Raw genomic sequence first — 25,862 nt, forward strand, 5'->3', positions numbered from 1 at the left:
GGTAAATTGACGAACCACCTTGCTAAAGGTTATGTTCATCCCTGGAATTTCCAGAATCGTTCAGAAGGTAACTGGCATGAGAAAAAAAACCGTCACAAAAGCCCAAATTTATCGTTCCGTTGCCAGTTCAACAGCGATCGAAACAGGCGTGTCTGTGCAAAAAATTGAGCAGCAACTTAAACAGAATCTGGCTCAGGCTAAAGCCGTTGGTCTCGCCCGTTAATCGGGCAAAATATCGTTAACCAGTTGCATCATTGGGCTGTAGTTCCCCGCTACACCGGCCTGGATAGCTCTGAAATAGAAATCTTTATGCTCGTCCCACAGGCTGTAATCCAGTACGCCTTTTCCCGCCAGAACCGAATGTACATCGCAAAGTAGGCGCGACAGACGCCCATTACCCTCTCTGAATGGATGGATTAAAATAAACTCAACATGACATTCAGCCAGATACTTCACCAGCTCAATACGAGTCAGGGATTTTAGTCCATCGGAACGGGTAAGAAACTGCTTCTCAAAGCCAGCAATCAGTAAAGGGATCCTGTCGGCTGCGGCAAATTGAAAACCGTCTTTGCTAAGGTTGGCATTGCGCAATCTCCCGGCCCAATCGTAAACATTCCCCAGCCACTGGCGATGCCACTCCCGGATATGTTCAAAAGTCAGCGGTGCAGTTGGTCGGTCTTCGATAAACAACTGTTCATACAGCAACAGCAATAAGCCGGACTCCAGTGCATCCATTTCACTGGCATCAATGATCCCTAACCTGTTCACCAGAACCGAGTCATCTGAGCCAGGCTGGTAACGCTCTTCAGCGGAATTAAGTTCATATTTTGGCAAGCAATAACCTCCCCTCCAATAAATTCACAACGTTGCATCCTGCATGATCTGGATGGTAATCGAACGATCGTAGCGTTTTAGATTCACCTTATCTACCGCGATTCAGTGAATGGTCGCTGCGTGGCCTGATATCTTACGCCCTGTTCCTGACGACTCACCACCGCCGCAAAAATGGCTAACCCGGCGAAAAGGTCATATCTTTTTATAGCGACGATCGCCGCCGGGGGCCCTGAATGAATGCAGAGAAACTGACGTTAGCGTGCTCACTGCTCGCCTGGGGGGCGCTCTATTATCTGCTGGGCTGGCTCTCGCTCTTCCTCGACGGGCCCGACATCCGGACCGCCTTTATCTGGTTGCCATCTGGCGTCGCCGTCGCCGCTTTTCTGCTCACCGCTAAAAAACAGTGGCTCGCGCTGGGGCTGGTGCTGTTTATCGCCCGTCTTGCACTGGGCATAACCTTCCACCATACGTTTCACGTATCGCTGGTGCTGGGGACGTTTTCACTCCTCAGCCATCTGGGTATCGCCTGGTCGGTGCGCCACTTCTCCCGGGGTTACGATCGGCTGCACAAAATCGTCAACTGGATCATTGCCACGGTTGTCTTTAGCACCCTGAGCGCGCTGGCGGGCGTGGTCTGGCTCTCTTACCTTGCGGGCACCCTGCAAATGGCGTGGTTCTGGCTCGCCTGGAGCGCCAACGTTACCGGCACGCTGTTTGTCACGCCGCCGCTGATGGGTCTGCTGGCACCGGATAAAGACGCGCGGCGCGAGTCGCTGGGGGGCGTTTGTCTGGTGTTCGCGATCCTGCTGGCCACGCTATTTATCTTCAGCGAGGTGCCCGACCGCAGCGATAATATCGCCCTGATCTACTCTCTGGCCTGCCTGCCGTTGATTCTGCTTACCGCCGCCACCGTGGTGTGCGGTAATCGCCTGGCGTCGCTGGCGTTTATCCTGTTCAGCGCGGTGGTGATCTACGCCTCCTGGCGGGAAACCGGTCCCTTCTGGCTCGCCCGCCTGACGGCTGAAGAGTCGATTTTGCTGGCGCAGTGTTATCTCTCCGCCGCCGCCCTGCTTCTGGTCTTTATCCGCACCCAGAAAACGCACCGGCAAAGGGATATTCAGGCCCGGAGTATTGCCTACTCCCTCGATCCTGAGACCGGCAGGCTGGCGTGGGATCCCCATGCTGACCCGACACTTGCCGCGGCATTAGCCCCGGTTAACAGCCGGGAGGCGCTGCTCTCCCGCATTCCCGACCCGGAAAAGCAGGCGCAAATGGCCGCCCGCTGGCAGGCAACGGCAAAAGGCCAGCCGGTCGCCGAACGATTTCGCTTTATGCTGACCCTTGCAGGCCACCCGCCCGTGGCGATAACAGAGCGAAATATGCTGCTGATGGCGGACAGGGATCGCCCGGTGATTGTGGCATTCTGGTCTGAGGATAAAGGAAGCCTGTTTCAGCCCACGACGCAGGAGGAGGGTTAACGATGCTGCAAATCGCCTTTTTACTCGCCGGGGCGGCGTTTGTCCGCAAAGCGGCCCCATTCTTTATGCTGGCGGGCATTTTGTGGGGCGGACTGGGACTGGCGATTTTTATCGATGGCTTACAGGGCGGGCTGCATTTTCCGCTGCATGTCTTTGGCCTGTTTCTGCTCCTCGACAGCCTGGTTTCTCTGACGCTGGGCTCGGCGGCGAAGGGAACCCAGCGCGGGATCTTCTACTTCAAGGGCGGTCTGTTTCTGCTGATCGCCATTTTGATTTTATCCGGGCGGCATGACGGCACCCTGGCGCTGGCCATCGTCTTTGGCATTGCGTACTTCATTACCGGCCTGTTCACCATCGCCTCTGCCGTGGTGGTGCGGTTCAGCCACTGGCGACGCGCCCTGATGGCAGGCGTAGCGCAGATCCTGTTTGCGATTTTCTTGTTCCTGCCGTTTCCTACGGAGCACGACGGCACCGTCTCGCAGTTTATCGGCATGGTGATGCTCACCGGCGGGGTGCAGTCGGTCATCCTCTCCCTGCGCATGCGCCAGATCCGCCACGGCCGCTCGGTGTTTGATATTCTCGCCCCGCAGGCGCTAATCCCCGGCCCGCGCGAGGCGCTGCCGCCTGTCGTTACAAACACCTCGGGCAATCAGCTGATCGTCCACGTCTGGACCCCGGAAGGATCGGCAAAACAGCAGACCCTGCCGCGTCCGGTGATTAACCGCTATATCGCCGCGGTGGATGCCAACGGCGTGATCTCAACCGGCCATGCGGCGCTTGAGTGCCCGCCGGAACTCTATATCAGCCTCTATCCGGCGGCGGAGATCGACCGTTCCCCTTCCGAGTTCTTTAACCTGCTGAAGGCCGTGGAGGCGAACACCGTGGCGGGAAAATACCAGCCCAGCTACCGCTACGAGGCGGGGATCTGGTGCGAGTCGGACCGCAAAATCCACTTCTCGACCTTTAATGCCGCCTCGTTAACCGGATTCTGGACCCAGTACCGGCAAACCGAAACGTACAACCTGACCTGGCGCAACTGCTCCAGCAGCGTGGCCTATGCCCTGGAGGCGGCGCTGGACGGCGCGCTAAAAGAGCGCTGCGCCCGGGGCGGCTTTGTGCGCCTGCTGTTTATACCGGAACTGTGGATCGCCGCGCAGTTGCGCAAACGCGCCACCAATATGGCCTGGACGCCCGGGCTGGTGCTGGACTACACCCGGGCGCTGCACGCCATCGTTCATCCCGGCGACGTCTCGCTTGTTGCGCTGATCAAAAAGCGGCTATTTACGCCTGCGGATACTGCTCGTCGCTAACCTTTTCCAGCCACTCCACCGGGCTGCCGTTCACCGCTTCGGCAATGGCGATGTGGGTCATCGCCGTCTGGGCGCAGGCGCCGTGCCAGTGCTTAACGCCCGGTGGGATCCACGCGATATCGCCCTGATTGAGTACTTCTGCCTCTTTGCCCCACTCCTGTAACCAGCCGCGCCCCTGGGTGACGATCAGGGTCTGGCCCAGCGGATGGGTGTGCCATGCGGTGCGCGCACCCGGCTCGAAGGTGACGGTCGCCCCACCCACTTTCGCCGGTTCGGTGGCCTGAAACGGCGCGTCGATGCGCACGGTGCCGGTAAACCAGGCTTCCGGGCCACGGGCAGACGGTAATGAACCACTACGGATAATTTTCATGCTGACTCCTCGTTTGCTGTTGCGTTAACAGTAGCGCATGCGAACGGCGAGGATTAGACTGCATAATCAGAAAGGAACCATGAGCAAAATTCATATATCCGGAGAGACGCGATGCTGAAAGACAACTTCAACGATCTGCTGTCGTTTATGGTGGTTGCCCGGGAGCGCAGCTTCACCCGCGCGGCGGCCCAGCTTGGCGTGTCTCAGTCGGCCCTCAGCCACGCCATGCGCAATCTCGAAGCCAGGCTGGATATGCGGCTGCTTACCCGTACCACCCGCAGCGTGGCCCCTACCGAGGCGGGAGAACAGCTGTTTATGCGCCTCAGCCCGCACCTGCTGGAGATCGAGCAGGTGCTGACCGCCCTGCGCGATATGCGTGACAAACCGGCGGGCAATATCCGCATTACCGCCGGAGAGCACGCCATGAGCGCGGTGCTGTGGCCGGTGCTGAAGCCCTTTATGGCCCAGTACCCGGACATTCATGTGGAGGTGACGGTGGATAACGGCCTGACGGATATCGTCGACGGGCGTTTTGATGCCGGGGTGCGCTTAGGCGAGCAGGTGGCGAAGGATATGATTGCGGTGCGCATCGCGCCGGATATGCGGATGGCGGTGGTCGGCTCCCCGGACTATTTTGCCCGCTTTGGTGAGCCGCAAAGCCCGGAACAGCTGGCGGATCACCGCTGCATCAACATGCGTCTGCCGACGCGCGGCGGTCTGTACGCGTGGGAGTTTACTCAGGAGGGGCGGGAGATCCGCGTCCGTGTGGACGGGCAGCTCACCCTGAACAACCTGCCCCAGCGACTGGATGCCGCTGAGGCCGGTCTGGGGCTGACGTATGTCCCGGAGGACACGGTGCAGGAGGCCATCAGCCAGGGGCGGCTGTTACGGGTACTGGAGGCGTACTGTCCGGCGTTTGACGGCTATCACCTTTACTACCCCAGCCGCCGTCAGCACACCACCGCCTTTGCCCTGCTGGTAGAAGCGCTACGGCGTAGCTGATCTATTCTCCGACGCGGGACATCAGATGCTGCAATACGTTTTTCTCTGAACGCATTCACTATAGGCAGATTCATTTATGTCTACTACAGCCACAAACTGCTTATGGTTATGAACTGAACTCATCAATTAGCGGCACGAACTATTTACTTCGATATGCATCACTTTCACTCCGTTATTTTTTGCGTCGAATATTAATTGCAGGTAGGATGCTTCGCCATGTTTTGCCTTATCCATACGCAGAATGACTGGAAAGGCAGAATATTTCCGCGCGGAAGCAATCGTTTGTATTGCCGCTGCGGGTTACGGACATCATGAAAGTGATTTTGACAGGTAAACAGGTAACTCAATGAAAACAAGCAATAAAAGCGCAGCCGATCATCATGCTGCGAAACGTCGCTGGTTGAATGCCCACGAAGAGGGCTATCACAAAGCGATGGGCAACCGTCAGGTGCAGATGATCGCCATCGGCGGCGCTATCGGTACCGGGCTGTTTTTAGGCGCAGGCGCACGTCTGCAGATGGCTGGCCCGGCCCTCGCGCTGGTCTATCTGGTGTGCGGGATCTTCTCCTTCTTTATTCTCCGCGCCCTTGGCGAACTGGTGTTACACCGTCCGTCCAGCGGCAGCTTCGTCTCATACGCCCGTGAGTTCCTCGGTGAAAAGGCTGCCTACGTGGCGGGTTGGATGTACTTTGTGAACTGGGCGATGACCGGGATCGTCGACATCACCGCCGTAGCGCTGTACATGCACTACTGGGGCGCGTTTGGCGATGTGCCGCAGTGGGTGTTTGCCCTTGGCGCGCTGGCCATTGTCGGTACCATGAACATGATCGGCGTGAAGTGGTTCGCCGAGATGGAGTTCTGGTTTGCGCTGGTAAAAGTACTGGCGATCGTCATCTTCCTGGTGGTGGGTACCGTGTTCCTCGGCACCGGCAAACCGCTGGACGGCAACATGACCGGCTTCCACCTGATCACCGATAACGGCGGTTTCTTCCCGCACGGCCTGCTGCCCGCGCTGGTGCTGATCCAGGGTGTGGTGTTTGCCTTTGCCTCCATTGAACTGGTGGGTACGGCAGCGGGCGAATGTAAAGATCCCGAGAACATGGTGCCGAAAGCGATCAACAGCGTGATCTGGCGTATCGGCCTGTTCTATGTCGGCTCCGTGGTGCTGCTGGTGCTGCTTCTGCCGTGGAACGCCTATCAGGCGGGCCAGAGCCCGTTCGTGACCTTCTTCTCGAAGCTCGGCGTGCCGTACGTGGGCAGTATCATGAACATCGTGGTCCTGACGGCGGCGCTCTCCAGCCTGAACTCCGGTCTGTATTCAACGGGCCGTATTCTGCGCTCCATGTCTATGGGCGGCTCTGCGCCGAAGTTTATGTCGAAGATGAGCAAGCAGCAGGTGCCTTACGCGGGCATTCTGGCGACGCTGGTGGTCTACGTCTTTGGCGTGTTCCTGAACTATCTGGTGCCGTCGCAGGTGTTTGAGATCGTCCTCAACGTCGCGGCGCTGGGTATTATCGCCTCCTGGGCCTTTATCGTGGTGTGCCAGATGCGTCTACGCAAAGCGATCAAAGAAGGCACTGCGGCTGACGTCAGCTTTAAAATGCCGGGCGCACCGGTCACCTCCTGGCTGACCCTGCTGTTCCTGTTCAGCGTGCTGGTGCTGATGGCGTTCGATTATCCGAACGGAACTTACACCATCGCCACTATTCCACTGCTGGCGGTTCTGCTGGTAGCAGGCTGGTTTGGCGTGCGTAAGCGCGTGCATGAGATCCACAGCACCGCACCGGTACACCCGAATGATGAAAAGCGGGATGGTCCGCTGGTGGAAGAAACATCACGGTAAAAGCGTGAATTAAAAAGGGAAGGCTTAGCCTTCCCTTTTTTTTGCCCGGCGGCGCTGCGCTTGCGCGGGCCTACGGTTTCGGAGGGATCCGCGCAATCACCTTAATTTCGAAATCAAACCCTGCTAGCCAGGTCACCCCGATGGCGGTCCAGTTCGGATAAGGAGGCTGCGGAAAGAGAGACTGTTTAACCTGCATGATCGTTGAAAACTGATTTTGCGGATCGGTATGAAAGGTGGTGACATCAATTAGATCCTCAAAAGTACACCCCGCCGCAGCCAGTGTCGCTTTCAGATTATCAAACGCAAGCTGCACCTGAGCGGCAAAATCCGGCTCCGGCGTACCGTCGGCGCAACTTCCTACCTGACCAGAAACAAACAGCAAATCACCGGAACGGATCGCGGCAGCGCGAAAAGCCTTTGCTGAGAAGGGCTTTGCTGAGGCATCAATGGATGAACTCACGGCCAGCGTGGGGCTGACCCGCGGGGCGCTGTACCACAATTTTGGCGATAAAAAAGGTCTCCTCGCCGCCGTTGTCGCTCAGATGGACGGTGAAATGGCGCAACGCGCTAAGGCTGAGGCCACAGATGCGGGGGATGACTGGGAAAAACTGTTAGCGGAAGGCGTCGCCTATATCAAAATGGCGCTCGACCCCGAGGTGAGACGTATCGTTCTGCTTGATGGGCCCGCTTTTCTGGGCGATCCCGCGCAGTGGCCTGGCCAGCTGAGCTGCCTTGAATCCACCCGCCAGAGCATCCAGAAAATGCTCGATCGCGGTGTGATAAAAGCGGTGGATGCTGACGCCGCGGCCTATATGTTAAACAGCGCAGCCATGAATGCTGCGCTGTGGATAGCCGCCAGCCAGGATCCACAGAGGGCGCTGCCTGCCATTACGGAGGTGTTTACACTGCTGGCAAGCGGTCTGTGCCAACGTCCGCAATAAATGTACCGCCTTTTGCCCGGCGGCGCTGCGCTTGCACGGGCCTACGGGGCAAAATTCGTAGGCCGGGTAAGGCGCAGCCGCCACCCGGCACAATCACGCGCGAACTTACAGCGCGATACGGATCACGTCATCCGGCTGGGTGGCTTCCTGCTGACGGGTCGACTTCTGCTTCACCGTCACGTACAGGGTTTTACCGTCGGCGGAGAGCGCCAGGCTGTTCGGGAAGGTCGGGGTGTCGTGGGTTTTGGTCACTTTATAGGTTTTCGCGTCAATCACGCTCACCTTACCCGCTTCACGGTGGGTCACGTAGGCTTCATCACGTGCCGGGTTGAACAGCACCGCCAGGGATTCAGGCGCGGCCACTTTGCTGATGACGCTGCCGTCTTTCAGGGAAACCACCAGCACTTCCGGCTGTTTGGAGTCGGTAATAAACGCACGCTGGCCCTTCACGTCGAGGCTCAGGTTCAGGTAGAAGTGCTCTTTCCCGTCGTCCTGCAGCTTCTTACGCTCGATGATTTTGTTGGTGGCGGTGTCGATAGTCACCAGTTCGCCGTCGCCGTTAGTGGTGTACAGACGCTTCGCCTGCGCATCCAGCGCCAGGCCGGTGCTGAACTTGCCGGTACCGGAGATGGTCTCTTTCAGCTTCAGCGTTTCGCCATCCACCACCCAAATCACGCTCTCTTTACCGATGCCGGTAATGTACACGCTGTTGGTAGTGTCATCCGCGACCAGCTCGCGAGGCTGCAGCGGTTTTACCGTTTCGCTACGCTTGCGGTCATCAAGCACCAGACGGCCCTTCACGTCACCGGTTTTAGCGTCAATGGCGGTTACCGCACTGTTGGTGGTGTTACCAAACCACAGCGTCTGGGTGGCGTTGTTGATGGTGGCACCAAACGGTTTCAGGTCGCTATGAATGGCCTGCGTCACTTCCAGCGTCAGCGGATCGAGACGGTACACCACCCCACCTTTATCCGTTTTGCGGCTCTGGGTGGTGGCAACCCACAGCGCATTCTCCTGCTGGCTGACGGCCATCTCATATGCGCCTTTACCAACCGCTTTACGCAGCATCTCTTCTGCGGCATGAACATTAAAAGTACCGGCGACCAGCAGAGAACCCAACAGCAGTGAGCCACGCAGACGCGGCGAGCACAGGTGACGTAAATTCATAACAACTCCCTTTTGAGTAAATGGTATCGCTGACATCGCTTCCGGCTGGCAAAGTCATCGCTTCGCCTGATTATTGATGAGAATAGTAATCATTATTTATCTCAATGTGGAGTAATTCTTGCTCGCAACGGGCCCGTTCGCTGATTTAACCTACACTTGGGTTAACGCTATGTGCTGTTTTGGTTTTCAAAATATTTACAAAAGATTTACCATACACGCACATGTTCCATTTGGTTCGTCCTTTCCTTAACCGGTTTCTTAATCCATGAAAATCTTTTCTGCCCGCAGGGCAACGCTTCCCCTGCTGTTGGTTCCTGTTGTGTTAGCCCCTGTCGCGGCGATGGCCGCCGACGAACAGACCATGATCGTCAGCGCATCGCCGCAAACGCTCTCCGAGTTAGATACCCCTGCCGCCGTCAGCGTGGTAAACGGCGAAGATATGCGTCAGGCCGCGCCGCGCATTAACCTCTCTGAATCTCTCGGCAGCGTGCCGGGGCTACAGATCCAGAACCGGCAGAACTACGCCCAGGATCTCCAGCTCTCTACCCGCGGTTTTGGTGCCCGCTCCACCTTTGGGGTGCGCGGGATTCGCCTCTATGTGGACGGTATCCCGGCGACCATGCCGGACGGCCAGGGGCAAACTTCGAACATCGATCTCAATAGCATCGAGAGCGTGGAAGTGCTGCGCGGCCCCTTCTCCGCCCTGTACGGCAATGCTTCCGGCGGCGTGCTTAATATGACCACCGAAACCGGACGTGAGCCGAACACCGTCGAGGCCAGCAGCTACTACGGCAGCTACGGCACCTGGCGCTACGGCATGAAGGCCACCGGTGCGATGGGCGACGGCACCCACCCGGGCGACGTGGATTACACCGTCTCGACCACCCGCTTCACCACCCACGGCTATCGCGATCACAGCGGCGCGCGCAAAAATCTCGCCAACGCCAAACTGGGCGTACGCATCGACGACGCCAGCAAGCTAAGCCTGATTTTCAACAGCGTGGATATGAAAGCCAACGATCCGGGCGGACTGGACTATCAGGAGTGGCGGGACAACCCGCGCCAGTCACCGCGCGGGGATCAGTACAACACCCGTAAAACCATCAAGCAGACCCAGGCTGGCCTGCGCTATGAGCGCCAGCTCAGCGCCCAGGACGACCTCAGCGTGATGGCCTACGCCGGTGAACGCGAGATGACCCAGTACCAGTCGATTCCGTATCAGCCGCAGCTCAGAGCCACCCACTCCGGCGGCGTGATTGATATGCAGCGCCACTATCAGGGGATCGACACCCGCTGGACCCACCGTGGGGAGCTGCTGGTGCCGATGACCTTCACCACCGGCCTGAACTACGAAAACATGAGCGAAGATCGTCGCGGGTATGAAAACTACGTGATGAACAACGGGGTGCCGGACTACGGCGTTAAAGGGGCGAAACGCCGCGACGAACGCAACCTGATGTGGAACGTCGACCCTTACCTGCAAACCAACTGGCAGCTGACGCAGAAGCTCTCTCTCGACGCGGGCGTGCGCTACAGCTCGGTGTGGTTCGACTCGAACGACCACTACGTGCAGGGGGCCAACGGCGATGACAGCGGCGACGCCAGCTATCACAAATGGCTCCCGGCAGGCGCGCTGAAGTACCGCGTGACCGACGCCTGGAACCTGTATGCCGCCGCGGGTCGCGGGTTTGAGACTCCGACCATCAACGAGCTCTCTTACCGTACCGACAACCAGAGCGGCCTGAATTTCGGCCTGAAGCCGTCGACCAACAACACCTATGAGGTGGGGAGCAAAACGCGCATCGGCAACGGCCTGTTCACCGCGGCGCTGTTCCGCACCGATACCGACGATGAGATCGTGGTCGATGCCAGCGCGGGCGGGCGCACCAGCTACAAAAACGCCGGTAAAACTCGCCGTCAGGGTGTGGAGCTCTCCCTCGATCAGCAGTTTGCTGAGAACTGGAAGCTGAAAATGGCCTGGACGTACCTGGATGCCACCTACCGCACCAACGTCTGTGGCGATGGCGACTGTAGCGGCAACCGGATGCCGGGCATTGCGCGCAATATGGGCTATGCCTCCTTTGGCTGGCAGCCTGTCGAGGGCTGGTACGCGGGCTCTGACGTGCGCTACATGAGCGACATCATGGCCGACGACGAAAACAGCGCCAAAGCGCCGTCCTACACGGTAATGGGCCTGAACACCGGGTATAAGTTCAACTACGGCAACTGGGGAATGGACGTGTTTGGTCGGGTGGATAACCTGTTCGACAAAGAGTATGTCGGCTCGGTTATTGTCAACGAATCGAACGGGCGTTACTACGAGCCTGCGCCGGGGCGTAACTACGGGGTGGGTCTCTCCGTCTCGTATCGCTTCGAGTGATAATAAAACCGGCAGCCCAGGCTGCCGGTTCTGTTTTACGCCATCTGCGCCTGCTGATCGAGGCGGAACGCCGCCACCAGCGACTCCAGCAGACGGGCCTGATCTTCAAGCGCCCCTGCCGCCGTCGAAGAGGCTCCTACCAGCGAGGCGTTTTGCTGGGTGGTGGTGTCCAGCTCCATCACCGCACGGGAAATCTGCTCGATGCCGCGGCTCTGCTCCTCGGAGGCCGAGGAGATCTCACCCATGATGTCATTCACCCGGGTCACCGAGTCCACCACCTGCTCCATGGTCTGCCCGGCTTTCGCCACCAGGTCGCTACCGGTTGAGATGCGGGAGACGGACTCGCTGATCAGCTGTTCAATATCTTTAGCCGCCTGGGAGCTGCGCTGGGAGAGGCTGCGCACTTCGCTCGCCACCACCGCAAAGCCTCGCCCCTGCTCGCCCGCCCGCGCCGCTTCAACCGCGGCGTTCAGCGCCAGGATATTGGTCTGGAACGCGATGCTGTTGATGACCGCGGTGATATCGGCGATTTTTTGCGAGCTGGTGTTAATGTCGCTCATGGTGCTGACCACATCGCGCATGACGCGTCCGCCGTGGGTGGCGGTTTGCGAAGCTTCAGCCGCCAGCTGGCTGGCGTGACGGGCGTTATCGGCGTTGTTTTTCACCGTGGCGGTCAGCTCTTCCATGCTGGCGGCGGTTTGCACTACCGCCGCGGCCTGCTGCTCGGTGCGCGAAGAGAGGTCGGTATTGCCTTCGGCAATTTCACTGGCCGCCAGCGACACCTGGGCCACGCTGCTGCGCACCTCGCCAATCATCAGGCGCAGTTTGTCGTTCATCCGCCCCATCGCCCCGGTCAGTTTGCCCAGCTCGTCTTCGCCCTGCGGGCGGATTTCAGAGCTGAGATCGCCGCTGGCAATGCGTTCCGCCAGCTGAAGGTTGTGTTTGACCGGACGGGTGATCTGGCGGGTCACCCACCAGGAGACGAGGATGCCGAAGAGGATCGCCGCCACTCCGATGATGGCGGTGATGGTGCTGGAGCTGTAGGCCAGCGAGTCGTTATGGGTTTTGACCAGGGCGATAATGTCGCGGATAGAGGCACTGCTGTTATCCCCGGCGGTTTTGACCTTGTCTTCCGCCGCTTTCAGGGCTGCGGTGGCCGCCGGGTCGTTTTTGTCGGCGTTTAAGGCCGTCATTGCGGTCTGCATTTCGCTCACGCTGCTGCCAAACTGGGCCAGATGCCCGGCAATCGCGTCAACGATAGCCTTCTCTTTTGCCGTCCACTCCAGCTGCTGTGCCTCTTCGGTCAGTTCCGCGGCGTGTTTGACGTAGTTCGCCATCAGCTGGCCGGACTTTTCGTCACCGTTATAGAGGAATTTCAGGCGGTTAATCTTGGCCTGGAAGACCTCGATATTGATGTTGTAGATCAGGTTGGTTTGCTGGTAAACGTCGCGAATCTCTTTAAAGCGCTGCACGCTGAGCAGGGTCGAAACTGCCACCAGCAGCAATACCAGACCAAAACCTGCCGCGAGCTTTCTGCTCATTTTTATATTACGTAATCGTTGACTGACACTCATTCCTGGCTCCTTAAAAGGCGACTGTGCCTTTTAAGGTTATCGGCAGGCTTCAGGGTTATTTCATAGTTAAGCTGGTCTTATCAGTAGGATAAAAAATAGCCTCTTCCGGCAGCGACTTGTCTGCCGGAAAATAATTACCGAGCGAAATTAGCGCTATTACCGCTTCGCTTATTTAGCAGTTAGTTATCAAACTGTCGGATTAATATTTCATTCGCTTCGTCGATTACTTTATCAATAGCCGTCCGGCTGGCGTTCTGATCGCCCTTCTCCAGCGCGTCAAGCAGTTCCTCGTAGCGGTAGGATTTGCAGGGAAGCACAAGGTCTGGATCGTAAAGACAGTTAAAACAGGGCCCGATGCGCACCCAGAGCTGCTCGATAAGCGACATCAGGGTGGGCATGTCGGCATAGTGGTACAGCGTGAAGCGAAACGCCCGGTTGGTATGCAGCGCGCGCTCCACTTCCCCGTTGCTCATCGCATCATGAAATTTCTCTGAGAGTTCGCGCAGCGTATCTAACTTTTCGTCAGACATCTGGTTGCAGGCCGCCGCCACCGCCATGCACTCCAGCTCCTTGCGGATAGCGTTGACTTCGTTGTAACGCTCGAGCGTCACCTCCGGCACCAGAAAGGCCTGCGCCGGGGTAGCGTGCAGCGCGCCTGCGGAGACCAACCGCAGCAGCGCTTCACGAACAGGAGTAATACTGGTACCGAGTTTATCCGCAATCTCTTTAGTGACGAGCCGTGCCCCTGGTTTTAGTGCCCCGGCAATCAGCGCACTTTTGAGACTCATTTCTACCTGCATCGTCAGGCTCATTCGTTGAGCTTTTTCAAAATTATCCAAATCCAGCATGTTCTATTCCTGTAACCAACACTTAACTTATATTCCACAGGCGGTTAAATACGGACCGCTGAGTATTTGATATATCCTGTATCTGCATGCCTGATTTACGTCAAAAGAAAACCATCAATCAAAACAAAAATTGATTGATTAAATAATAAAAACCGTTTCGTATACTGCGTTTTGACTATTCTATGCCTGTATAATTAAAGACGTTATTTGAAATTTTGCACAGTTTAGTATGGCGGAATAATCCGCCATATACGTTACTATTCGTTATTGTTCGCGACGCGTATCACGACTTTGCCAAAGTTTTTACCATTCAGCAAACCTATAAGTGCCTCTGGCGCATTTTCGAGGCCGTCGGTCACCTGCTCGCGGTAGTGGATCTTGCCCTCTTTGACCCAACGCCCCATCTCCTGCTGAAACTCTTCGATGCGGTGGCCATAATCCTGGTTGATGATAAAGCCCTGCATGCGGATGCGTTTTTTCAGGATGGTGCCCATCAGCAACCCAAGACGATCCGGCCCTGGCGGCAGGTCGGTGGCGTTATATCCACTTACCAGCCCACAGACCGGCACCCGCGCCTGGGTGTTCAGCAGCGGCAGCACCGCGTCAAACACTTTACCGCCCACGTTCTCGTAATAGATATCGATGCCGTCCGGGCAGGCCTGCTTAAGCTGTTCGGCAAAATCGTCGGCATGGTGATCGAGACACTGGTCAAAGCCCAGCACCTCGGTGGCGTGGCGGCACTTCTCCGCCCCACCGGCAACGCCTACCACCCGGCAGCCTTTCAGCTTGCCCACCTGGCCGACGGTGGAGCCCACCGGACCGGTCGCCGCGGCCACCACCAGCGTCTCGCCCGTTTTCGGTTGCCCGATATCCAGCAGACCCATATAGGCGGTGAAGCCCGGCATCCCCAGAATGCCTAACGCCCAGGAGGGGTGATCCGGGTTTTCGCCCAGTTTAACCAGGCCGCTGCCGTCAGAGAGTTCATACTCCTGCCAGCCGCTGTAGCCGAGCACCCATTCACCGGACTTATAATCAGGATGGTTCGACGCCTCAACGCGGCTGACGGTGCCGCCTACCATCACGGCATCGATCTCCACCGGCGGTGAATAGGACGGCGCGTCGCTCATGCGGCCACGCATATAAGGGTCGAGAGAGAGCCACATCGTGCGCAGCAGAAGCTGGCCATCGGCGGGCTGGGGAACATCGGTGGTTTCTAAGCGAAAGTTGTCTGCGGTGGGTGCGCCCTGGGGACGAGAAGCCAGAACCCATTGACGATTCTGCGTTGAAGATTGACTCATACCTCACTCCTTTTTATACAAACGTCCTTAGAGCCTAGCTTCATCTGCTTCTGTCTGCTTTGGCATTATGAGCCAGACTGGTTAAGCCTGACGACCAGATAGACACAGGGCGCATTGCTTTCGTTGATAAACCGGCAGTCGTTCGGCGGGCCCAGTTCCAGACAATCCCCGGCCCGCATTTCATGGCGGGTATCCCCCTCCTGAAAAACCAGTTCCCCTGACTGGAGCCAGATAAGCTGGCGCGCCAGGGCGTAAGAGGACGCGGGCATCGGCACATCGCTGGCGGCGGGCAGTTCCACCTGCACCAGGTCGATTGGCAGATCGGTACGCGGGGAGACGTGCCGACGCAGATAGTGCGTTTGCGGGTCGCGCCAGACGGGCTGGCTTTCAAAGCGCAGCAGCTTGCCTTCCTGCATCTCGGCGCGGGCGATCAGCGTGGACATGCTGATACCAAAGGCGCCGGAAAGACGGGCCAGCAGGGTCGCGGTGGGGCTGCTGTCGGCGCGTTCGATCTTGTGGATCATCGCCCTCGACACACCCGCCCGCTCGGCAAGTTCGCTCAGGGACCATCCCCGCGATTCGCGTTCAAGGCGAATGCGCGCGCTGATCCGTTGATTCATATTGTCTGACATATTGTTCATCCCGTCATACTATAGTGAAAGTAATGGATTACAACGGGCTTTTTTCATAACTAAAAGATATGAGTTATGCCGTAGCCATTCCAGTGTCTGTTTGTGTAATATCGTGACAAATCGTACTACTATAGTGAACAACACAGACTGAGGTTTCACCATGCTTATTCGCCATGCCCTTAAAGAGGATTGCGCCGCTATTGGCGAGATCTATAACCATGCCGTGCTGCACACCGCCGCCATCTGGAATGATACAACCGTCGATACCGATAACCGCATCGCCTGGTTCGAGGCGCGTCAGCTGATGGGCTATCCGGTACTGGTCAGCGAGCACGACGGCGTGGTCACGGGATATGCCTCCTTTGGCGACTGGCGCGCTTTTGACGGCTTCCGCCATACGGTTGAGCATTCGGTTTACGTCCATCCTGATCATCAGGGCAAGGGCATCGGTCGGGCGTTGATGCAACAGCTGATTATCGAGGCGAAGCGCATCGGTAAACACGTGATGGTGGCAGGAATTGAAGCGCAGAACAGCGCCTCCATTCATCTGCACGAGACGCTGGGCTTTATCACCACCGGCCAGATGCCGCAGGTGGGCACCAAGTTTGGCCGCTGGCTGGATCTGACCTTTATGCAGCTGCAGCTCGACGAGCGCAGCGAGCCGGATAACATCGGATGAACCAGTCCCTGACGCTGGTATTTCTGGTTGCGGCGGGCATTGGCCTGGTGGTGCAGAACACCTTAATGGTGCGCATCACCCAGACCTCCAGCACCATTCTTATCGCCATGCTGCTTAACTCGCTGGTGGGGATTGTGCTGTTTGTTTCGATCCTGCTGATTAAAAACGGCGTCGCCGGGTTCAGCGAACTGGTGCACCATGTGCGCTGGTGGACATTGATTCCTGGCCTGCTGGGGTCGTTTTTTGTCTTCGCCAGCATCAGCGGGTATCAGTACGTCGGCGCCGCGACAACCATCGCGGTGCTGGTCGCCAGCCAGCTGATTGGCGGTCTGGTGATGGACGTGGTGCGCAGTCAGGGGGTGCCGCTGAAGGCGCTGATCGGCCCGGCGTGCGGCGCGGTACTGCTGGTGATTGGCGCCTGGCTCGTCGCAAGACGCCAGTTCTGAATTACAGGATCACCCCGCCTTTGGTCAGGCTGTCATGGCGGGCATCCTGATCTTCTTTATACTGCTTCCCGTGATGGGCAATGGCGTTGCGCAGGCGCTGCTGCTGGGCATAGCGATCTTCACGGGTCAGTTCAGTGTCTTCGCTTAAGGCGATCAGCAGTTCGTTCATATGCGTAATCACGCTTTCGGCGATCGCTGCGTCAACGCGGGCGACCACATCCTCTAAATGTGACATTGTCACTCCTTGTTAGTTTGCCCGACGGCGCTGCGCTTGCGCGGGCCTACGGGGTTGCATTCGAAACCTTGCCCGGCGGCGCTGCGCTTGCACGGGCCTACGGGGTTGCATTCGAAACCTTGCCCGGCGGCGCTGCGCTTGCACGGGCCTACGGGGCTGCATTTGAAACCTTGCCCGGCGGCGCTGCGCTTGCACGGGCCTACGGGGCCGCATTTGAAACCTTGCCCGGCGGCGCTGCGCTTGCGCGGGCCTACGGTGCCCTGTAGGCCGGGTAAGCGTAGCGCCACCCGGCGTTTTTATCAGTTCACTTTTGCCTTCGAGAAATCACTTCCCATCAGGCTCACGCTGTACCCGGTAATATTGCTGCGGGTGGCGTAGAATGTTTTGCCGTTGGCCAGCGCAATCCAGGGTGCCTGCTGGTAGAAAATCTCCTGCGCCTGGCCGTAGAGCTTCGCGCGGGCTGCCGGATCGCTGGTCAGCTTCGCTTTCTGCACCAGGTCATCATAGCCCTTGTCGCACCAGCGTGCAGCATTGGAGCCGGTTTTGATGCTGTCGCAGCCCAGCAGCACGTCGGCAAAGTTATCCGGGTCGCCGTTATCCGACATCCAGCCAAACAGCGCGCTGTCGTGCTCACCTTTGCGCATGCCGGAGAGATATTCGCCCCACTCATAGGAGACAATCTTCGCCTTGATACCCACCTTCGCCCAGTCGCTCTGGATCATCTCGGCAATACGGCGTGAATTCGGGTTATACGGACGCTGCACCGGCATCGACCAGAGCGTCACTTCCGCCCCCTGCTCCAGCCCGGCCTGCTTCAGCAGCGCTTTCGCTTTTTCCGGATCGTAACCGTAATCCTGCAGATCTTTGTTAAAGCCCATCATGTTCGGCGGGATCGGCGATTTTGCCACCGTGCCGGAGCCGAGGAATACCGCGTTGACGATCGCTTTTTTATCGGTGGCGTAGTTCAGGGCCTGACGCACCAGCACATTATCAAACGGCTTTTTCTCGGTATTGAACGCCAGATAGCCGACGTTTAACGCATCAACGGTATGCAGGGTCAGGTCTTTGTTCTTCTTGATCACGTCAAACTGCACCGGTGATGGCGCAGGAATGATCTGGCACTCGTTGGTTTGCAGCTTCGCCAGACGGGTTTCCACGTTCGGGGTGATAGAGAAGATCAGGTGTTTTGTCGGAACCGCGCCATCCCAGTAGTTCGGGTTAGCCAGATAGCGGATCTGCGAGTCGACCTTGTACTGCTGGAGCACGTATGGCCCGGTGCCAATCGGCCAGGTGTCCACGTTCTCCGGGGTGCCTTTTTTCAGCATCGCGTCGGCGTATTCCGCAGAGAGGATCGAGGCGAAGTCCATCCCCCAGTCGGCGAGGAAGGCCGCATTCGGTTCGCTCAGGACAAACTGGACGTGGGTATCGTCAATCTTCTTCACTTCCTGAATCAGCTTATCCAGGCCGACGTCGTTAAAGTATTCGTAGTTGCCCTGGGAGACGTTATGGTAAGGGTGCTTAGGGTCTTTCTGACGCATAACCGAGAAAATAACGTCGTCGGCATTAAAGTCGCGGGTTGGTTTGAAGAATTTATTGCTGTTGAACTTCACCCCTTTGCGCAGGGTAAAGGTATAGGTTTTGCCATCCGGGGAGATGGTCCAGGACTCCGCCAGCGATGGCACCGGGGTGTTTTTCACCGGATCGAAGTTAATCAGGCGGTTATACAGCACCTGCGAGCTGGCGACAAAGGTCGGGCCGGAGCTGGCGATCTGCGGGTTAAACGACTCCGGCGAGGCTTCAGAGCAGTAGATAATGGTGTCGGTATTGGCCGCCCATGCGGCGCCCGCTGGCAGCAGCGCGCTTAACGCCAGCGCGAGGAGAGTTTTCCCTGTAGACATGGTTATTACCTGTTTGGTTTTATTATAAAGAACTGTAATAACAGCACAGCCCTATTCCTGTGGCAAATAACGAAACACTATCAGGTTATTCTCAAGCAGTTATTTCCGCTGATTTTCCCGCCAATGGCCGGACGGTGATTTGCCTTAAGGTACATTCAACGTCAAGCACTTTCCGTCCTCTCAATGCTGCAAGAAATCGCCCCTTTTGCCGTCTCTTCTGCCGTTTGCTTGCCGGCAGATTTCGTAAAGTAGACACGTGAAAAAGTCTATGGGACCAAATCGTGGCAAAAACCCTTTTACGCAGCGGCAATCTGGATGATTTTCAGGCCGTTGGCGGCGGCGGACAGGCCGTTTTTGAATCAGCATTGCAAATCCGTGAGGCGCTGCGTCTGCGCAAACAGCAGGCGATCGTCGATTGTCTGGCTATCCCGCAGGTCAACGATGAAGGCGACCGGGTGGACTGGTATTCCCCGGTGGACGGCGCGGTTATCAGCTGGAAAGCCGCCGACGAAGATGCGCGCTTCCGTGCGCTGCGCCTGCTGGAAAGCACCCTGTCGAGCGTGGAGTCCCTGAGCAAAAAGTCGCTTCAGTCGCCGAAAACCGCCCAGCAGCTGTTTGGTTCCCTGCTGTCAAAAGCCTTTCAGTTCCCGGGCGAAAACTTCCTGTTCCTGGTCGACGGTAAGCCGGTGATCACCTTCTGGGGGTTTGTAAACCTCAATGAAAACGCGCGCGAGGATATTCTCGACTGCCTGCGCGCCTCCCTGCTGCCGGTCCCGATGCCTGCCGCCGAGCCTGAGCCTGAGCCAGAGCCGGAAGCCGCCCCGGCCATCGTCTTTGAAAAGGCCGATGAACCGCTGGTTGCCGCCCCTGCAACGGTAAACATCACCGCGAACGATCTGTACGAAGCGCAGCCTGCGCCGGTGATGACCGCCAGCGAGCCGGAGCCAGAGCCAGCTCCGACGGTCGTGGCGACGAAAAAGCGCCGCGTTCCGCTGTGGTCCCTGCCGGTTGCCGCCGTGGTGGTTGCCGCCGTTGCCGCCCCGCTGCTGTGGCCGAAACAGTCCCCGATCGCCGAGCCGGTAAAAGCCGCCGTCGCCGCCGCTCCGGTGGCGATTGAGCCCAAAGCGGTTGCCGCGGTTGAACCTTTGCCGCTGAAGCTGCCGTTACATCAGGCTGAAGTGGCGGAAGTAAAAGCCCCTGAACCTGCCCCTGCGGAGCCGGTCGTGATTGCCGCGATCCCGAAAGACGCCCTGGTGATGGAAGCCGGTCAGGTGAAATCCGGCTCGACGCGTTTTCTCAACGGAAGCTGGCGGGTGATGCTGGACGTTACCGATCCGATCACCGGCAAGCCGCCGTCAATGCGCTATCAGATTCAGAACAACAAAGGATCGGCCCGCGTCGTTCATGGCGATAACGTGGTCTGCCGCGTGGAGGTCTTCTCCGGGCTGCACAGCAACGGCGAGCTGCTGATTAAAACCCGGGGCAACGCCCGCTGCGCTGACGGCTCGCGCTACCCGATGCCGGAAATTACCTGTAAGGCCGGCACCAGTGACGTGGCGGAATGCAGCGCGCGCTACGACGCGAAGACCGTGGTTCCATTGACATTCAGGAAGACAGGTGCGTGATCCTATGCTGGTAAACCTTTGCGACTACAAACAGAGCGTGACGCTGATTGCCAACAGCGGCGTACAGTTTCTTGATTTCGGCCTGACCCCGCAGGACTCCGCCCAGAGCGGGCGTTTTGTGCGTAAAACCGCCAACGGCCCCCTGCTGCGCCTGGATTACGATCTGGTCAACGGCCGCTACACTCTGCCCGCCACCCACGGCGGACAGCCGGAAGTGGTAAAACCGGAAAGTACCATTCCGCTGCAGCAGTCGCTGGCGGTACTGGATGGCGTCTGGCTGCCGGTGCCGTTCCTGCGCTTCAACCCGCCGCGCACCTTCGTCGAAGGCCCGGATAACTGGGCGCGCGTGCAGGTCCGCAAGCTGGAGACCCCGGATAACGCCGGAAACAGCCACCGCGTCACCCTGGCGCTGGACAGCCAGATTGCCGCCCACGCCACCAGCCCCCTGTCGCCGGTGGAGAACGACATTCTCAACGGCACCCGCTTCGCGCTGGCCTGGCGCGACGATGAAGTGGCGAACTTCCTCGACCAGACCTGGATTGACGGCTGGCTGCGCGAGGCCTTCACCCAGTACGCGACCGGCGTGGAGAACCGCGCTGAACGCGATCTTCAGCTGGCGATGCGCAACTTTGAGTACCAGGCGCACTGGCTGAACGTTCTGGCGATGCTGGGCGAGCAGCTCACTGTCCCGGAAGTGAAATTTGTCACCCACACGCTGAGCACCCCGGCGATCCCGGTGGATCTGATTCTGGATGTCGGCAACACCCACACCTGCGGGGTAATCATCGAAGACCACGGTGACGCTAACGACGGCCTGCGCCAGACCGCCGAGCTGCAGGTGCGCTCGTTAAGCGAGCCGCAGTTCCTGAATGAGCCGCTGTTTACCAGCCGCCTGGAGTTCTCCGAAGCCCGTTTCGGCAAGCAGCACTTCTCGGTGGAGAGCGGGCGCGAAGACGCCTTTGTCTGGCCCTCCATCGTGCGCGTGGGCGACGAGGCGCGCAAGCTCGCCACCCAGCGTCTGGGCACCGAAGGCAACAGCGGCATCTCCAGCCCGCGCCGTTATCTGTGGGATGAAACCCCGGTGGTGCAGGACTGGCGCTTCAGCCAGATGAATGCCAAAACCCAGCGCGAACCGCTGGCGACCGCCTTCCCGCTGATGAACCTGATGAACGACGACGGCCAGCCGCTGTTCACCCTGCCGCAGGATGAGCGTCTGCCGGTGTTTTCCCCGCAGTACAGCCGCAGCACCCTGATGACCCACATGCTCTGCGAGCTGCTGGCGCAGGCGCTGGGGCAGATCAACAGCGTTGCCACCCGTCTGCGTCTGGGCTTCCCGGCCTCACCGCGTCAGCTGCGCACCCTGATCCTCACCCTGCCGTCGGCGATGCCGAAGCAGGAGCGGGAGATCTTCCGCCGCCGCATGTTCGAAGCTATCGCCATCGTCTGGAAAGCGATGGGCTGGCACCCGCAGGATGACGACTTCTCCAGCCGTAAGCAGCAGGAAAAAAGCGTGGTGCCGGTGCCGGAGATCCAGATGGAGTGGGACGAGGCCAGCTGCGGCCAGCTGGTGTGGCTCTACAACGAGGCCATCTCCCACTACAACGGCCAGACGGAAGCGTTTTTCGCCGCCCTTGCCCGCCCGGATCGAGAGCCGGAGCCAGGTTGTCAGCCGGGTCGCGCCCTGCGCGTGGCCTCGATTGATATCGGCGGCGGTACCACTGATATGGCGATCACCCATTACCAGCTCGACGATGGTTCCGGCAGCAACGTCAAGATCACCCCGCAGCTGCTGTTCCGCGAAGGCTTTAAGGTGGCGGGCGACGACACGCTGCTGGACGTCATTCAGCGCTACATCCTGCCAGCCCTGCAGACGCAGTTGCAGAAATCCGGCATTGCCGATGCCTCCCTGCTGATGGCCTCGCTGTTTGGCGACTCCGGGCGCATCGACACCCAGGCGGTGCTGCGCCAGCAGACGGCGTTGCAGTTGTTTATGCCCATTGGCCATGCGATCCTCGCCGCCTGGGAAGCCAGCGACGTCGACGATCCGCTGGACGGGCTGCACGCCACCTTTGGCGATCTGCTGACCCGCAAGCCAACGCGCAACGTGATGAACTACCTGCAACAGGCTATCGAACACGCCCTGCCTGCGGGCTCCGCGCCGTTCGACCTGTTTGCCGTGCCGCTGCACGTCAACTTCCGCGAGATGCAGGATGCGATGCTGGCCGGGCACTTCACCCTGGCCGCGCCGCTGCACGCGGTGGCCGAGGCGATCTCTCACTACGCCTGCGATATTCTGCTGATCACCGGGCGTCCGGGCTGTCTGCCGGGCGTTCAGGCGCTGATCCGCCATCTGCAGCCGGTTCCGGTCAGCCGTATGGTGTGGCTGGACAAGTACCGGGTGCATGAGTGGTATCCGTTCAGCCAGCAGGGGCGCATCGGCAACCCGAAATCTACCGCGGCGGTCGGGGCGATGCTCTGTAGCCTGGCCCTGGATCTGCGCCTGCCGCGCTTCAACTTTAAGGCGGCGGATATCGGCGCCTACTCCACGGTGCGCTACCTGGGCGTGCTGGATAACACGGTGAATACCCTGCGCGACGAGAACGTCTGGTATCAGGACATCGACCTCGACAAGCCGGGGGCGAAGCTGGATACGCGCTTGCACTTCCCGCTGCGCGGCAACGTTACCCTCGGCTTCCGTCAGCTGGCGAACGCCCGCTGGCCTGCCACCCCGCTTTATACCCTGAGCATTAACTCGGCCGAGCTGGCAAAGTCCATCGCCGGGGACGGGGTGCTGAACGTGCGCCTGAAGCTCTGCGGCGGCACTAAACAGGAAGGCCCGGAAGCCTTTGAGCTGAGCGACGCCTGGCTGCAGGACGGCACGCCGGTGGCGGCGGATGCCCTGACCTTTAAACTGAATACTCTGGCCGATCGCCGACACAGCGGTAGCCATTACTGGATCGACAGCGGGAGCGTATACCTGAAATGACAGCCACGACGACCACTACTCAGGCGTTAATCGGGTGGATCAACGCAACGCGTCAGCACGCTCCGATCCTCGATAATGACGCCGACGCCCTGCTGGCGCGACTGGCGATGGCCGACGCGCGGGAAAACGCGATTGCACGTGCGCTGACCGCAGGCAGCACCATCGGCCTGTACGGCCACTCCCAGGCGGCAAAAGCGCACCTGCTCGCCACCCTGTGCGGCAGCGACAGTCAGCGAATGAACGTGACCGTCGGCCAGCGAACCTTTGACTATTTTTCGCACATTAATCCCGGCCACGCCCTGACCAATATGGCGCTGCGCTTCACCTCGAACGCGGCAGAAGTGGCAGACGACGCCTTTCCACTGCGCCTGAGCCTGCTCAGCGAAGCCGAACTGGTGCAGGTGTTTCTGGCCCGCGCCACGCTCCCGGCGGTGGATAAATCGGTTATCGAAGCGCGTCTGGAGAAGTGGCGCGCCCTGCGCCAGCCCCAGAGCGTACCGGGGATCACCCCCGCTGACGTTGGGACTATCGCCCACTACTGGCGCGACACGGTTCCCGCTGCGGCTCAGCAGATGGACGATGCCCTGTGGCACCAGTTCGCCCTGCTGCTGCCGTCGCTGGATCTGAGCACCCGGGCCAGCGTCTGGTCTTTACTCTGGGGCGAGCAGCAGGAGCTGACCCAGGAGTGGCTCAAGCTGGCGCATATTCTGCACCAGACCAGCCATGCCCAGGAGCTGGCCGCGCCGCTGAGCCTGCTGGTGGACAACTTTGGTCTGCCGACCGAAGGGTTCCTCACCCGCGGCGACATCTCCTTGCCGGACGTTCAGCAGGCGGTGCTGCATCCGCTACACAACGGCGAACTGCTCAACGCCATCAGCATTCCGCTGGACGTGCTGGCCCTGCTGACCCGGGAGCTGATCCTGCCGGTTGAACAGTGCGCCCTGGCCGGGGTGGATATCATTGATATTCCTGCCCCGTCGACCCAGCCGGATCTGCCTCTCGCCCAGGCCAAACAGCAGTGGCTGCTGGAGCACTATCGCCAGCAGCTGCAGCCGGACGTGCTGGTGATCTGCAATGCCACCGCCCATCACGGCCAGACCGCCCGAACCGCGAAAATGCTGCTCAACTGGGTGAAAGCCACCCAGCCGGGTGACGATGCCGCTCTGCCGGGCCTGGTGTGGGCCATTACCCCGCAGGATGCGCGTTTCACCCGCCGTACCAATCTCGACGAAGCCGTGCAGCAGCTGCTGGGTAAACCCGGCCAGCACTGGGGAACCTTGCAGGCGCTCGACACCAGCAGCATGCAGCGGGTGATCGAGTGGCTGTCCCAGGCGACGCTGCCCTCCCAGCGCCAGACCCGTTTGCAGGCGTTACGCCAGCAGCATCAGCGCCAGCTCCAGCAGCTGATGCAGGGGTATCTCGCCCCGCTGACTCAGGATCCTGCCGCTCAGCGCCTTGCCGCCGAAGCGATGGTGCGTGCCCTGCAAGGGAGCGCCGCCCGTCACGGCGAGCTTCTGGAAGGGCTACTCCCGCCGCTGCGCGCCTTTGAGACGCTGCTCGCCGTGCAGCAGCCGCGCGAGGAGCAGGTCAACGGTCTGTTTACCGACGCCATCGACCTGTTTGCCGACAGCGCCCATGAGAGCGATGAGATGTTACAGCCCACCGACAAGGCCCGTCTGGCGCATCAGGTGTGGATCAATCACCTGCGCCAGTGGAGCCGCGACGAGGCGGTCGCCAGCCGTCTGGGTCTTGAGACCGCGATCCTCCAGCAGATCGGTGATGTACTGGTGATCGCCAGCTACCGCCTGAACCTGCTCACGCAGCTGAAGAAAATTGTCGATACCGATAAAAGCAGCGCCGCGCAACTGCATGCCGCCCTGGGTAACTTTGTCGGCTGGGTCGGCTACGCGCAGACCCCAGCCTCTGAACGCCCGGCCAGCCGCATCCGCAAGGATCAGCCGGTGTTTGTGACGCCAGCGGTCATCAGCAGCGCGCCACGCTTAACCCGCCTCGGGGAGCAGCCGGTGCATGCCGCCACGGCCTATGTTTATGACTGGCTGGTGGCGCTGTACACCCAGGCGATTGATAACATCGGGTATCTGCACCCCCATGACCTGACGCAGGAAGACCGTCGCCAGTTGCAGGGCTTGCTCGCCTGAAACCGACGCCTGATGGCGCTACGCTTATCAGGCCTACAGTCAATGCAGATTGTAGGCCTGATAAGGTGCTTGCACCGCTACCGGCGAATATAAATATCACTGATGTTCGAAAATATATTAATTCAGCAAAATAATATGAAATAAACCAACGCGTAAT

Annotated in this window: 22 protein-coding genes; 12 read left to right on the top strand and 10 right to left on the bottom strand. The window is 59.1% G+C overall.

The features are described 5' to 3' along the window. Positions 1-76 precede the first annotated feature (76 nt). The gene (locus FFB58_RS03540; protein WP_138369021.1) at positions 77-223 is read left to right on the top strand and encodes a hypothetical protein; all 147 of its coding nucleotides are present in this window, start codon (positions 77-79) and stop codon (positions 221-223) included. Here FFB58_RS03540 and FFB58_RS03545 read toward each other — a convergent pair. Continuing rightward, positions 220-834, bottom strand: coding sequence for a Fic family protein (locus FFB58_RS03545; RefSeq protein ID WP_138369022.1), 615 nt, complete (start codon positions 832-834; stop codon positions 220-222). The two genes, FFB58_RS03540 and FFB58_RS03545, sit on opposite strands and share 4 nt — an antisense overlap. Positions 835-1,067: 233 nt before the next feature. On the opposite strand from FFB58_RS03545, the gene FFB58_RS03550 reads away from it, so the two are divergent. Further along, positions 1,068-2,312 carry an MASE1 domain-containing protein gene (locus FFB58_RS03550; RefSeq protein WP_138369023.1) on the top strand — a complete coding sequence of 415 codons (1,245 nt, stop codon included), beginning with the start codon at positions 1,068-1,070 and terminating at the stop codon, positions 2,310-2,312. 2 nt (positions 2,313-2,314) lie between these two features. Then, on the top strand, positions 2,315-3,622 hold the full coding sequence (locus FFB58_RS03555; RefSeq protein WP_138369024.1) for an MFS transporter: 1,308 nt from the start codon (positions 2,315-2,317) through the stop codon (positions 3,620-3,622). Here the strand turns inward: FFB58_RS03555 and FFB58_RS03560 are convergent. Then, positions 3,594-3,992, bottom strand: a complete 399-nt coding sequence (locus FFB58_RS03560; RefSeq protein WP_039028681.1) for a cupin domain-containing protein — start codon at positions 3,990-3,992, stop codon at positions 3,594-3,596. The genes FFB58_RS03555 and FFB58_RS03560 overlap by 29 nt on opposite strands. Positions 3,993-4,103: 111 nt before the next feature. On the opposite strand from FFB58_RS03560, the gene FFB58_RS03565 reads away from it, so the two are divergent. Together FFB58_RS03565 and ansP are read left to right on the top strand one after the other, a co-directional pair. Then, positions 4,104-4,994, top strand: coding sequence for a LysR family transcriptional regulator (locus FFB58_RS03565; RefSeq protein ID WP_138369025.1), 891 nt, complete (start codon positions 4,104-4,106; stop codon positions 4,992-4,994). A 346-nt stretch (positions 4,995-5,340) separates the two neighbouring features. Further along, the gene (gene ansP / locus FFB58_RS03570) at positions 5,341-6,837 is read left to right on the top strand and encodes an L-asparagine permease (protein WP_138369026.1); all 1,497 of its coding nucleotides are present in this window, start codon (positions 5,341-5,343) and stop codon (positions 6,835-6,837) included. 70 nt (positions 6,838-6,907) lie between these two features. Here the strand turns inward: ansP and FFB58_RS03575 are convergent, their stop codons facing one another. Further along, positions 6,908-7,297 carry a RidA family protein gene (locus FFB58_RS03575; RefSeq protein ID WP_286172478.1) on the bottom strand — a complete coding sequence of 130 codons (390 nt, stop codon included), beginning with the start codon at positions 7,295-7,297 and terminating at the stop codon, positions 6,908-6,910. On the opposite strand from FFB58_RS03575, the gene FFB58_RS03580 reads away from it, so the two are divergent. Next, positions 7,233-7,778: a TetR/AcrR family transcriptional regulator gene (locus FFB58_RS03580; protein ID WP_138369027.1), complete on the top strand. Its 546-nt coding sequence runs from the start codon at positions 7,233-7,235 to the stop codon at positions 7,776-7,778. The two genes, FFB58_RS03575 and FFB58_RS03580, sit on opposite strands and share 65 nt — an antisense overlap. A gap of 105 nt (positions 7,779-7,883) precedes the next feature. Here the strand turns inward: FFB58_RS03580 and FFB58_RS03585 are convergent, their stop codons facing one another. Beyond that, positions 7,884-8,945: a YncE family protein gene (locus FFB58_RS03585; RefSeq protein WP_039028678.1), complete on the bottom strand. Its 1,062-nt coding sequence runs from the start codon at positions 8,943-8,945 to the stop codon at positions 7,884-7,886. Positions 8,946-9,210: 265 nt separating this feature from the next. Here FFB58_RS03585 and pqqU point away from each other — a divergent pair, with 265 nt between their 5' ends. After that, the gene (gene pqqU / locus FFB58_RS03590) at positions 9,211-11,325 is read left to right on the top strand and encodes a TonB-dependent receptor PqqU (RefSeq protein WP_138369028.1); all 2,115 of its coding nucleotides are present in this window, start codon (positions 9,211-9,213) and stop codon (positions 11,323-11,325) included. A 35-nt stretch (positions 11,326-11,360) separates the two neighbouring features. Here pqqU and FFB58_RS03595 read toward each other — a convergent pair whose 3' ends face one another. The 4 genes from FFB58_RS03595 to FFB58_RS03610 form a co-directional block, all read right to left on the bottom strand. Then, positions 11,361-12,899 carry a methyl-accepting chemotaxis protein gene (locus FFB58_RS03595; RefSeq protein ID WP_039028676.1) on the bottom strand — a complete coding sequence of 513 codons (1,539 nt, stop codon included), beginning with the start codon at positions 12,897-12,899 and terminating at the stop codon, positions 11,361-11,363. Between the two features lie 179 nt (positions 12,900-13,078). Beyond that, entirely contained in the window at positions 13,079-13,747 is a 669-nt protein-coding gene (locus tag FFB58_RS03600; RefSeq protein WP_138369029.1) for a GntR family transcriptional regulator, read from the bottom strand. Positions 13,748-14,004: 257 nt separating this feature from the next. Then, the gene (locus FFB58_RS03605) at positions 14,005-15,045 is read right to left on the bottom strand and encodes an NADP-dependent oxidoreductase (RefSeq protein ID WP_138369030.1); all 1,041 of its coding nucleotides are present in this window, start codon (positions 15,043-15,045) and stop codon (positions 14,005-14,007) included. A gap of 65 nt (positions 15,046-15,110) precedes the next feature. Next, a complete protein-coding gene (locus FFB58_RS03610; RefSeq protein WP_138369031.1) occupies positions 15,111-15,686 on the bottom strand; it encodes a helix-turn-helix domain-containing protein in 576 nt (191 codons plus the stop codon). A 151-nt stretch (positions 15,687-15,837) separates the two neighbouring features. Between FFB58_RS03610 and FFB58_RS03615 the strand changes: the two genes are divergently transcribed. Further along, positions 15,838-16,356 (top strand): GNAT family N-acetyltransferase, encoded by a 519-nt coding sequence (locus FFB58_RS03615; RefSeq protein ID WP_138369032.1) that lies wholly within the window; start codon positions 15,838-15,840, stop codon positions 16,354-16,356. Then, positions 16,353-16,802, top strand: coding sequence for a DMT family transporter (locus tag FFB58_RS03620; RefSeq protein ID WP_138369033.1), 450 nt, complete (start codon positions 16,353-16,355; stop codon positions 16,800-16,802). Before FFB58_RS03615 ends, FFB58_RS03620 begins: the two co-directional genes overlap by 4 nt. A 1-nt stretch (position 16,803) precedes the next feature. Here the strand turns inward: FFB58_RS03620 and FFB58_RS03625 are convergent, their stop codons facing one another. Then, a complete protein-coding gene (locus FFB58_RS03625; protein ID WP_138369034.1) occupies positions 16,804-17,037 on the bottom strand; it encodes a YdcY family protein in 234 nt (77 codons plus the stop codon). Positions 17,038-17,336: 299 nt separating this feature from the next. After that, entirely contained in the window at positions 17,337-18,935 is a 1,599-nt protein-coding gene (locus tag FFB58_RS03630; protein WP_138369035.1) for an ABC transporter substrate-binding protein, read from the bottom strand. Between the two features lie 281 nt (positions 18,936-19,216). On the opposite strand from FFB58_RS03630, the gene FFB58_RS03635 reads away from it, so the two are divergent. The 3 genes from FFB58_RS03635 to FFB58_RS03645 are packed head-to-tail and all read left to right on the top strand — an operon-like array spanning position 19,217 to position 25,705. Continuing rightward, on the top strand, positions 19,217-20,560 hold the full coding sequence (locus FFB58_RS03635) for an SrfA family protein (RefSeq protein ID WP_138369036.1): 1,344 nt from the start codon (positions 19,217-19,219) through the stop codon (positions 20,558-20,560). Between the two features lie 4 nt (positions 20,561-20,564). After that, positions 20,565-23,546: a virulence factor SrfB gene (locus FFB58_RS03640; protein WP_138369245.1), complete on the top strand. Its 2,982-nt coding sequence runs from the start codon at positions 20,565-20,567 to the stop codon at positions 23,544-23,546. Then, positions 23,543-25,705, top strand: a complete 2,163-nt coding sequence (locus tag FFB58_RS03645; protein ID WP_138369037.1) for a virulence factor SrfC family protein — start codon at positions 23,543-23,545, stop codon at positions 25,703-25,705. The genes FFB58_RS03640 and FFB58_RS03645 overlap by 4 nt, the downstream gene beginning before the upstream one ends. Positions 25,706-25,862 lie beyond the last annotated feature (157 nt).

Source organism: Enterobacter sp. MF024, assembly GCF_005843915.1.
GTDB lineage: Bacteria > Pseudomonadota > Gammaproteobacteria > Enterobacterales > Enterobacteriaceae > Enterobacter > Enterobacter barmai.

What these genes read in the sequence shown, in the direction of transcription:
- FFB58_RS03600 (WP_138369029.1), bottom strand. Translation starts at nt 13,747, where the DNA reads ATGCTGGATTTGGATAATTTTGAAAAAGCTCAACGAATGAGCCTGACG.
- FFB58_RS03550 (WP_138369023.1), top strand. Translation starts at nt 1,068, where the DNA reads ATGAATGCAGAGAAACTGACGTTAGCGTGCTCACTGCTCGCCTGGGGG.
- FFB58_RS03595 (WP_039028676.1), bottom strand. Translation starts at nt 12,899, where the DNA reads ATGAGTGTCAGTCAACGATTACGTAATATAAAAATGAGCAGAAAGCTC.
- FFB58_RS03630 (WP_138369035.1), bottom strand. Translation starts at nt 18,935, where the DNA reads ATGTCTACAGGGAAAACTCTCCTCGCGCTGGCGTTAAGCGCGCTGCTG.
- FFB58_RS03640 (WP_138369245.1), top strand. Translation starts at nt 20,565, where the DNA reads ATGCTGGTAAACCTTTGCGACTACAAACAGAGCGTGACGCTGATTGCC.
- FFB58_RS03620 (WP_138369033.1), top strand. Translation starts at nt 16,353, where the DNA reads ATGAACCAGTCCCTGACGCTGGTATTTCTGGTTGCGGCGGGCATTGGC.
- ansP (WP_138369026.1), top strand. Translation starts at nt 5,341, where the DNA reads ATGAAAACAAGCAATAAAAGCGCAGCCGATCATCATGCTGCGAAACGT.
- FFB58_RS03605 (WP_138369030.1), bottom strand. Translation starts at nt 15,045, where the DNA reads ATGAGTCAATCTTCAACGCAGAATCGTCAATGGGTTCTGGCTTCTCGT.
- pqqU (WP_138369028.1), top strand. Translation starts at nt 9,211, where the DNA reads ATGAAAATCTTTTCTGCCCGCAGGGCAACGCTTCCCCTGCTGTTGGTT.
- FFB58_RS03585 (WP_039028678.1), bottom strand. Translation starts at nt 8,945, where the DNA reads ATGAATTTACGTCACCTGTGCTCGCCGCGTCTGCGTGGCTCACTGCTG.
- FFB58_RS03540 (WP_138369021.1), top strand. Translation starts at nt 77, where the DNA reads ATGAGAAAAAAAACCGTCACAAAAGCCCAAATTTATCGTTCCGTTGCC.
- FFB58_RS03625 (WP_138369034.1), bottom strand. Translation starts at nt 17,037, where the DNA reads ATGTCACATTTAGAGGATGTGGTCGCCCGCGTTGACGCAGCGATCGCC.
- FFB58_RS03565 (WP_138369025.1), top strand. Translation starts at nt 4,104, where the DNA reads ATGCTGAAAGACAACTTCAACGATCTGCTGTCGTTTATGGTGGTTGCC.
- FFB58_RS03615 (WP_138369032.1), top strand. Translation starts at nt 15,838, where the DNA reads ATGCTTATTCGCCATGCCCTTAAAGAGGATTGCGCCGCTATTGGCGAG.
- FFB58_RS03555 (WP_138369024.1), top strand. Translation starts at nt 2,315, where the DNA reads ATGCTGCAAATCGCCTTTTTACTCGCCGGGGCGGCGTTTGTCCGCAAA.
- FFB58_RS03645 (WP_138369037.1), top strand. Translation starts at nt 23,543, where the DNA reads ATGACAGCCACGACGACCACTACTCAGGCGTTAATCGGGTGGATCAAC.
- FFB58_RS03610 (WP_138369031.1), bottom strand. Translation starts at nt 15,686, where the DNA reads ATGAACAATATGTCAGACAATATGAATCAACGGATCAGCGCGCGCATT.
- FFB58_RS03560 (WP_039028681.1), bottom strand. Translation starts at nt 3,992, where the DNA reads ATGAAAATTATCCGTAGTGGTTCATTACCGTCTGCCCGTGGCCCGGAA.